General features: G+C 63.4%; 9 protein-coding genes. 4 read left to right on the plus strand and 5 right to left on the minus strand.

The window, feature by feature from the left end:
• Positions 1-206 precede the first annotated feature (206 nt).
• The 3 genes from AC1DBQ_RS19345 to AC1DBQ_RS19355 form a co-directional block, all read right to left on the minus strand.
• Positions 207-509, minus strand: a complete 303-nt coding sequence (locus AC1DBQ_RS19345) for a DUF4193 domain-containing protein (protein ID WP_476930051.1) — start codon at positions 507-509, stop codon at positions 207-209.
• Positions 510-748: 239 nt separating this feature from the next.
• The gene (ppsA, locus tag AC1DBQ_RS19350) at positions 749-3,154 is read right to left on the minus strand and encodes a phosphoenolpyruvate synthase (RefSeq protein ID WP_476930052.1); all 2,406 of its coding nucleotides are present in this window, start codon (positions 3,152-3,154) and stop codon (positions 749-751) included.
• Positions 3,155-3,305: 151 nt separating this feature from the next.
• Positions 3,306-4,124 (minus strand): pyruvate, water dikinase regulatory protein, encoded by an 819-nt coding sequence (locus AC1DBQ_RS19355; RefSeq protein WP_476930053.1) that lies wholly within the window; start codon positions 4,122-4,124, stop codon positions 3,306-3,308.
• A 105-nt stretch (positions 4,125-4,229) separates the two neighbouring features.
• Between AC1DBQ_RS19355 and AC1DBQ_RS19360 the strand changes: the two genes are divergently transcribed.
• The 3 genes from AC1DBQ_RS19360 to AC1DBQ_RS19370 all read left to right on the plus strand — a co-directional run bounded on the left by AC1DBQ_RS19360 (position 4,230) and on the right by AC1DBQ_RS19370 (position 5,586).
• Positions 4,230-4,595, plus strand: a complete 366-nt coding sequence (locus tag AC1DBQ_RS19360; protein ID WP_476930054.1) for a hypothetical protein — start codon at positions 4,230-4,232, stop codon at positions 4,593-4,595.
• A gap of 105 nt (positions 4,596-4,700) precedes the next feature.
• Positions 4,701-5,093, plus strand: coding sequence for a hypothetical protein (locus tag AC1DBQ_RS19365; protein ID WP_476930055.1), 393 nt, complete (start codon positions 4,701-4,703; stop codon positions 5,091-5,093).
• Between the two features lie 145 nt (positions 5,094-5,238).
• Positions 5,239-5,586: a hypothetical protein gene (locus AC1DBQ_RS19370; protein WP_476930056.1), complete on the plus strand. Its 348-nt coding sequence runs from the start codon at positions 5,239-5,241 to the stop codon at positions 5,584-5,586.
• A gap of 99 nt (positions 5,587-5,685) precedes the next feature.
• Here AC1DBQ_RS19370 and mctP read toward each other — a convergent pair whose 3' ends face one another.
• Together mctP and AC1DBQ_RS19380 are read right to left on the minus strand one after the other, a co-directional pair.
• Positions 5,686-7,377 (minus strand): monocarboxylate uptake permease MctP, encoded by a 1,692-nt coding sequence (gene mctP / locus AC1DBQ_RS19375; RefSeq protein WP_476930057.1) that lies wholly within the window; start codon positions 7,375-7,377, stop codon positions 5,686-5,688.
• The gene (locus tag AC1DBQ_RS19380; RefSeq protein WP_476930058.1) at positions 7,374-7,586 is read right to left on the minus strand and encodes a DUF3311 domain-containing protein; all 213 of its coding nucleotides are present in this window, start codon (positions 7,584-7,586) and stop codon (positions 7,374-7,376) included. Before AC1DBQ_RS19380 ends, mctP begins: the two co-directional genes overlap by 4 nt.
• Before the next feature lie 509 nt (positions 7,587-8,095).
• Here AC1DBQ_RS19380 and AC1DBQ_RS19385 point away from each other — a divergent pair.
• Entirely contained in the window at positions 8,096-8,362 is a 267-nt protein-coding gene (locus AC1DBQ_RS19385; RefSeq protein ID WP_091256129.1) for a GlsB/YeaQ/YmgE family stress response membrane protein, read from the plus strand.
• Positions 8,363-8,553: the final 191 nt, after the last annotated feature.

Genomic DNA, 8,553 nt, shown 5'->3' on the forward strand with positions numbered 1-8,553 from the left:
CTTTCGTGGTCTCCAGCCCAACGGCCACATGGGCGAACCCTGCAACAATTTCCTCAAGTACGGTGGGCGCATGACCGCCACCGTCCTCGGATTAGACTCCGAGAGCGGGAGCTAGCGTGCCGTCCGGCGCCCCGCAGGTCTTGCGTTAAAGTATCGGACGATATTCGGCCTCGCGGCTGCCTCCCGGCGTCGGGACTTGGTTCGCCTTATCCCTCGCACTCAATGCAGTACGAGTGACCGTCCTTTTCGCGAGCGAGCTGGGACCGGTGCCGGACCAAGAAGCAGGAATAGCAGGTGAATTCATCCTGCGCCTGGGGAATGACCTGAACGATCAGCTCCTCGGCGACAAACTCGCCGCCGGGGGTCATAGCTTCATCCAGTGCGTCGGCCTCGTCCAACTCACGTGCAACGCTGCGGGCATCCGGTGCGTTCGCGGACTGCAGCKCCTCAAGGGACCGGTCCTGGGATTCCTTKACGTCGGATCGTACTTCGTCGTAATCAGTTGCCACTGGGGTCATTCTCTTCTCTGACGTTCTTACCTGACGGAACTGCAACGTATATCACGGCTCCGTTGTTCCCCAGGCGAGAGGACCGATCGGCCGGCCGGGGGAAATGTGTMGCGAGCCGACGGCGCATCGTCGTGCGTTACGCGCCAGGCGGTCGGTGCGGCCGCAGCGGCACGGTCTGAAATGAATAGACCGTGCTGCCCGGCGGGTGTGCCGCCTGCCGTTCCCTCGGCGTCGTGCTGTCAGTTCGCTTCGGCGCCAACCCCTGCCTCGACGGCCCCGCCGGCGAGCCGGAGCCAGGTATCCACCACGGTATCGGGGTTCAAGGAGACGGAATCGATGCCTTCCGCCACCAGCCWCTCAGCGAAGTCCATGTGGTCGCTGGGACCCTGGCCGCAGATGCCCACATATTTGCCGCGCGCCTTGCAGGCCTTGATGGCCATGCTCAGGAGCTTCTTGACGGCAGGGTCGCGTTCGTCGAAGCCGCCCGAGACAATCGCGGAATCCCGGTCCAGGCCCAGGGCCAGCTGGGTCATGTCATTGGAACCGATGGAGAATCCGTCGAAGTAGTCCAGGAACTCGTCGGCGAGCAGCGCGTTGGACGGAATCTCACACATCATGATCACCTCAAGGCCGTTCTCACCGCGGGTGAGGCCGTTCTCCGCCAGCAGTTCAATGACGCCGCGGGCCTCGTCCAGGGTCCGCACGAACGGGATCATCAGCTTGACGTTGGTCAGCCCCATCTCGTTGCGGACAAAGGACAGGGCCTCGCACTCGAGGTCGAAGCAGTCCCGGAAGGACGGCTCCAGGTACCGTGAGGCGCCACGGAAGCCGAGCATCGGGTTCTCTTCGTGCGGCTCGTAGGCGGGACCGCCAATCAGGTTGGCGTACTCGTTGGACTTGAAGTCGGACATGCGCACAATCACGGGTTCCGGCGCGAAAGCCGCCGCGATGGTGGCCACACCCTCGGCCAGGCGCTTGATGTAGTAGTCGCGCGGGCTGTCGTACGCGGCAATCCGCTCGCGGATTTCCGCGGCGACGTCCGCCGGCTGCTCGGCCAGGTTCAGCAGAGCCTTCGGGTGGATGCCGATCTGGCGGTTGATGATGAATTCGAGCCGGGCCAGGCCGACTCCGTGGTTCGGCAGCTGCGCGAAGGTGAACGCCTGTTCCGGGGTGCCGACGTTCATCATGACCTTGATGGGAGCCTCGGGCAGCTGGGTGATCTCGGTTTCCTCGACGCTGAAGTCCAGGAGCCCTTCGTAAATAACACCCGTTTCACCATCGGCGCAGGAGACTGTCACTTCGAGGCCGTCGGACAGAGCTTCCGTGGCGTCCCCGGTGCCGACGACGGCGGGAATCCCCAGTTCCCGGGCGATGATGGCCGCGTGGCACGTGCGKCCGCCGCGGTTGGTCACGATGGCGGAGGCACGCTTCATGATCGGTTCCCAGTCCGGGTCGGTCATGTCGGCGACGAGGACATCGCCGGTCTTGAAAGCGGCCATCTGGTCGATCGCGGTGAGGATGCGGACGCTGCCGGCGCCGATGCGCTGGCCGATGGCGCGGCCCTCGACCAGCACCCGGCTGGTTCCGTTGAGGCGGAAACGGCTCAGGCTTCCGGAGGCCCGGCGGGACTGCACGGTCTCCGGGCGCGCCTGCAGGATGTACAGGCCGCCGTCGATCCCGTCCTTGCCCCATTCGATGTCCATCGGGCGGCCGTAGTGGTTTTCGATGGCGACAGCGTGCCGGGCAAGCTGTTCGACGTCGGCATCGCTGAGGCTGAAGCGGTTCCGCAATGACGCCTCAACCGGCACGAAGTCGATGGTGCGGCCGATTTCGCGGCTGGTCGTGTAGGTCATCTGGAGGGCCTTCTCGCCCAGTCCTCGTTTGAGGATGGCGGGGCGCCCGGCCTGCAGCGCGGGCTTGTAGACGTAGAACTCGTCGGGGTTGACCGCGCCCTGGACGACGGCCTCGCCGAGACCGTAGGAGGACGTGACGAACACGGCGTCCTGGAACCCGGACTCCGTGTCCATAGTGAACATGACGCCGGAGGCGCCGACGTCGGAGCGCACCATGCGCTGGATGCCGGCCGAGAGCGCCACCTCAGCGTGCTCGAAGTTGTGGTGCACGCGGTAGGCGATCGCCCGGTCGTTGTAGAGGGACGCGAACACATCCTTGATGGCAAGCAGGATGTTCTCGATCCCGCGGACGTTCAGGAACGTTTCCTGCTGCCCGGCGAAGGAGGCATCGGGAAGGTCTTCCGCGGTGGCGCTCGAACGGACCGCCCAGGACAGGTCCTCCGAGCCGCCGTGCTTGTCCACCAGTTGCTGGTAGGCGTTCCGGATCTGCGCTTCAAAGTCCGGCAGGAAGGGCGTCTCGCGCATCAGGGCCCGGATCTCCTGCCCGGCGGAGGCCAGGGCCGTCACATCGTCAGTGTCCAGGCCGACCAGCCTGTCGGCAATCTCCTGGTCCAGGCCGGAATCTGCCAGGAAGTTGCGGTAGGCATCCGCGGTCGTGGCGAAGCCGTCGGGGACCTGGACCCCGGCCGAGGTCAGGTTCTGCACCATTTCGCCGAGGGAAGCGTTCTTTCCGCCCACCCGGTCCAGGTCCTTGAGTCCGAGTTCTGAGAACCACAGGATGTCTGTCGTCATAATTACTGCTCCTTTGCAGAAGATGGCATGCAGGTGCGCCGCCCCGCTCGCGGCGATGGCCGGTTGATGGGCGCAAGTCCTGTCCACACTGACAGGTCTGAGGCTCTCTTTCCATATGACGTCCGCCACACAGGGTTTGTGAAACTTTTCCCTAATGCTTGAGGTTCATCCGCTGCAGGATGGTGGCCGCCATTTCCTCCACGGAGACCGTGGCTGAATTCAGGTACGGAATCCTATGGGAGACGTATAACTGTTCGGCGCTCCGCAGCTCGAACCCGCACTGCCGCAGCGACGCGTACGATGAGCCGCGGCGCCGTTCCGTGCGGATCTGGCTCAGACGCAGGGGGTTTGAGGAGAGACCGAAACACTTCTCCACAAAAGGCCTCAGCGGCTTGGGGAGCCCTTCGCGTTGGAAGTCTTCATCCACCAGCGGGAAGTTCGCGGCGAAGATGCCGTGTTGCAGCGCCAGATACATGGTGGTGGGCGTTTTGCCGCATCGCGACGGGGCCACCAGAATGACCTGGGCCTTTTCGAGCGCACGCAGGCTCTGGCCGTCGTCGTGTTCCATGGCGTATTCGACAGCGGCCATCCGGGATTGATACCGCTCCGCGTTGCCCAGGCCATGCGCCCTGCCGGGTTCGCCGCTGGCCGGCGAACCGAGGGCCCGCTCCAGCTGCCCGACATGCGTGCCGATGAGATCCACGATGATCCCGTTGCACGTCGCCAAKACCTGGCGGATGTCGCTACTGACCGCGGTGGAAAAGACGATCGGTTGAAGGCCGGCGACGGCCAGGCTGTCGATCGTGCCGACCACGGTCCTGGCCTGCTCAACGGTCGTGATGAAAGGGACCGTGATGCGGTCAAAGTTATTCGCGGGGAACTGGGTGAGCAGGGTGTTGCCGAGGGTTTCTGCGGTGATGCCGGTGCTGTCCGAAAGGAAGTAGACAGGCCGAAGATCGTCTTTGGTCATGAACGCATTCTCCCCCAGAGCGAACCCGGTCCGGTATCGGGCAGCCGGCGGGTCCCTTTTCCGCCCTCCGGGTCCAGACGTAGACTGCTCGCGTATGACGCGCCAATGCCACTAACTGTCGGGGAGATGGACATGAGCTATGCAGGAACCGGGAACGAGAAGGCCGTCGCGGCAAGCGACCTGAGCCGGGCGCATGTCGGGCTGACCGTGAGCTTCCAGCCGGACGAATTTACCGTGGTCTTCGGCCGGATCSGCGCCATTGCGCGCAAGGAAGGCAGCGTGACCATCGCCCTGGAAGGCGTGGACGGCACGGGTGGCCTCCCGTCCCATTACAGCTTGTCTCCCGCCCAACAGGTCTACGTCCAGCCGGACATGCTCACTAATACGGAGTCGACCATCAAGGACTTATTCGGCAAGGTGCAGGAGAACCTGCGGAGCCACAAGGGCGATCAGCGGCCCGACGCCGTCTAGGACACTTCCCAGCGTATGCGGGCTGCCTATTACTCCGCGGCGGCCCTCGCTAAACTTAAATTGCGCCGCAGAAGACGCAGAGTTCGTTTCGGGAAAGGCACGATCATGACCGACAACAGCGGCTTTGAGAACACCCCGGATGAAGCGGGAACGAAGAAGAAGCCCGAAGAGCCAGACCTGCGGGGCCGTTACGTGGAAGGCAACTATGGCAAAGCCGGCGCGCAACCCGGCCGGCACGCGGAGGACGAGGAAGGCCAATATACCGAAGGGGATTACGGCGCGGCCGGTAGCGAKGGCGGCCTGCCCGAGCCCTTGGGCGACAAAGCCACGGAATCGGGACGGTATGTGGAGGCCGACTATGGCGACGCCGGGACTATCCGCGGCCGCACCGCAGAATCTKAAATAGGCCGGTATTCAGAGGGCGACTATGGAGCGGATGGCACCGTGAATGCCACCCGTAAACCCGGTAAGGGTTCCGGGCCACGTACCCAGAAGTAGTCCAGCGGCCCGAGCATCGACTGCCCCGGTCGGCGGATACCGCTGTCCGCGTTCAGAGCTGATTCACGTCCGGGGCGCCTGTATTGAGCACCCATTGACCCGGTACACCTGCGGACCCGGAAAAATACGACTCAGGAGGCCCCGCATGACAACCAAGCTCAACACTGCGGCGCTGCGTCATGCCAAGCAGTTGATCAAGGACGCAAGGATCGCCCGGGATTMGAGGGACGACTGGAGCGAACATGCCCCCGATGCTGCCCAGGAAAACGCGTTCATCGACAAGCACGGCTACACGGAATACAGCACTTGGCATCTGGGCGAAGACAGCGAAATGACGCCTGCTACGAAGGGACGCTACAGCTTTCCCTTCGGGGATTTCCGGCGGCTTCATCGGTGCGCGATTCTTGCCATCGAGAGCCGGGCCGCCCAGAACGACCACGACGACATCGCCACGGCAGCGAAGACCCTCCTCGAGGAACTCGACAAGGACTGAACCCGACCGGGCCAGACGGGTCCTCCGCCTGGTCCTAGACCCGGCGGCGCCGGCGAGCCGCCCCGGGGCCGCCGTCGACTCAGACCGTGTCAGACCGTGTCAGACCGTGGGTCCGGGCTCGGCGAGCGGAAACTCCCGCTGGATCTCTGCGACCTTCGGATCGTTCTCGTCGGCGCCGTAGTCCGAGCTACGGGTGATGTCATTCCCGCCGGGGAGCTTCATTGCGTGGAAGAGCAGGGACAGTCCGGCGGCAACAATGAGGTTTATCGCAAACGCCACGACAGCAWTGTAGACCTGTATGTCAGTGCCGGGGATGGCCGCGATGGAGCCGCCAAAATTGGCTTTCGTGACGGGGTTGACCACGTTGTAGGCCGCGATAGTGCCGTACGTTATTCCGGCTACCCAGCCGCCGAAAAGCGCCCAGCGGTGGAACCAATGGGTGTAGAGCCCCGCCACGATCGCCGGGAAGGTCTGCAGGATCCAGATGCCGMCGAGGAGCTGCATGTTGATTGCTGCCGACTGGTCCATGGCAATGACGAAAATCAGTGCACCGAACTTCACCACAAGCGATGCGATCTTGGAGACGTGTGCTTCCTGCCGGGGAGTGGCCTCAGGCCGGATCAGATCCCGGTAGATGTTGCGGGTGAACAAGTTCGCTGCGGCGATTGACATGATCGCGGCGGGGACCAGGGCACCGATGGCGATGGCGGCCAGAGCGATGCCGGCGAACCAGGCCGGGAACTCATCCAAGAACAGCTGCGGGACAACGAGCTGCGGGTTGACGGCGCCATTCAAGTCGATGGGCTTGGTACCGGCATAGATCGCCACGTAGCCCAGCAGCGCCAGGAACCCCAGCATCAACGAGTACAACGGCAGCACCGCGGCATTCCTGCGAATCGTGTTTCTGCTCTTGGTCGCCAGGACGCCCGTGATCGAGTGCGGGTACATAAACAGCGCCAGGGCCGAGCCCAGAGCCAGCGTCCAGTACGCGGAATAACTGGTAGCGCCTGGAATGAATATTCCAACAGGTTTGCCGGTCGCCKGATTGACCGCGCCAAGTTTCGTCTCAGCAGCGCCAAAGATGGTGCCCCAGCCACCAAACTTTGCCGGCAGGTAGATTACTGCCACGATCACTGCCAGATAGATCAGCAGATCCTTCACAACGGCGATCAGGGCCGGAGCCCGCAKACCCGACGTGTAGGTATAGGCAGCCAGGACCACAAACGCGATGATCAGCGGCAGGTCGGTTAACAGCACGTTCTCCGMACTCCCCAGGCCAAGGACTGTGAGCACCGCCTTGATGCCGACCAACTGCAGCGCGATGTAGGGCATCGTTGCGACGATGCCGGTGACAGCCACGGCCAAGGTCAGTGCCCTGCTGCCGTAGCGGCCGCCAATGAAGTCGGCCGGCGTAACGAACCCATGCCGGTGCGAGACGGACCACAACCGGCTCATCAGCAGGAATACGATCGGGTACAGCACGATCGTATAAGGCACCGCGAAGAAGCCGCTGACAGCTCCCGTGGCCCACATTGCGGCCGGAACGGCCACAAAAGTATAGGCCGTATACAGATCGCCGCCGAGCAGGAACCAGGTCACCCAGGTTCCGAAACCGCGGCCGCCGAGGCCCCACTCGTCCAGGCTGTGCAGCCCTGTCGTCTCTTCCCGGCGCCACCGCGCAGCAACGAAACCCAGCGCCGCCACCAAGATGAAGAGAATGATCACAATGGTGAGTGCGACGACGTTAATGGGCCGGTCCGGGGCGGCCAGAGGTATGGTGGCCCCGTTCATCGCTCCTCCCCTGCACTAGTGATGCCGCGTACGGAATCGCGCCTGCGACGGTCCTCCTTGCTAACCAGCCAGTAGGAGATACCCACCAACGCCGCAGTGACCGGAATCCACATCATCTGATACCAGTAGAAGAAGGGCATACCCGCGAGGCGCGGCTCATCGAAGGAATACGCGGGCACAAACAAAGGAATCACAATGGCGGCTGCCAACAGGATTCCGGCGATKACGTAGGGACCGGATCTGGCTGGTCCGCGCGTTKGCAAATCAGGACTGGACATGGACGCCTCCTCATCGAGACGGGCCCCCGGAGCGRGAAGGCTTCCCGGGACGTGCCGGCGGCCTGTGGACCGTGTGTCGCGGCGGTCGTTACAAACAGGATAGACAGTGGACTTATTCTCGAACAGGGCAAATGCCCCCGCGTCCGACGGCGGATCGGATCGACAATCTCACGGGTTCTCCTCGCTCCCCCGCGGACCACAGCCGCCCGCGACTTTACTGGTAGCAGGCCTGGATGAAGCAGGTGGCCCAGCGGGCCCTCCATGTGGCGCACTCACGTTTGCGCCTCAGCAACGGCGAACAAGCGGGGCGGAACCCGAACTGACGAGTCGAAATACTTCGTCAATCGCAGGGCATCGGGTATTGCGAACTACTAAGCATGCTGATTGAATCATCCTTACGGCCGCATTCCATGGCCAGTCCACGGAAAGGAAGTACAGTCATGGGGATTCTCGCTTTTCTCATTCTCGGGCTTATTGCAGGAGCCATCGCCAAGGCGCTGCTTCCCGGCCGGCAGGGAGGCGGCTGGGTAGTCACACTCGTGCTAGGCGTCGTCGGCGCGATCCTCGGCGGCTGGATCGGATCGTTGATATTCGGCGGAGGCCTTGGGAACTTCTTCGACCTGCGGACCTGGCTCCTCTCCATTCTGGGCGCCGTCATTGTGCTGCTCATCTTCGGCGCKGTAGCCGGTCGTAGAAGCAGGGCGTAGGGGCCGCCGGCCCGTCCAAACGCTAAAAATTGTGCCGACCCTCCGGTCCCGCGGCTTGGAGAGTCGGGAGCCTCCGCGCTTGAGTCCTCGACTCGCGCGGAGGCTTTCCTATTGGACCGACGCCGCATGAGCGTGCACCGCCGCCGGGAAATCGCACCCGCCATGTGGTCCCGGCGCGGTCTCCATCCGAA

This window comes from Arthrobacter sp. 10T413_2 (assembly GCF_056394205.1).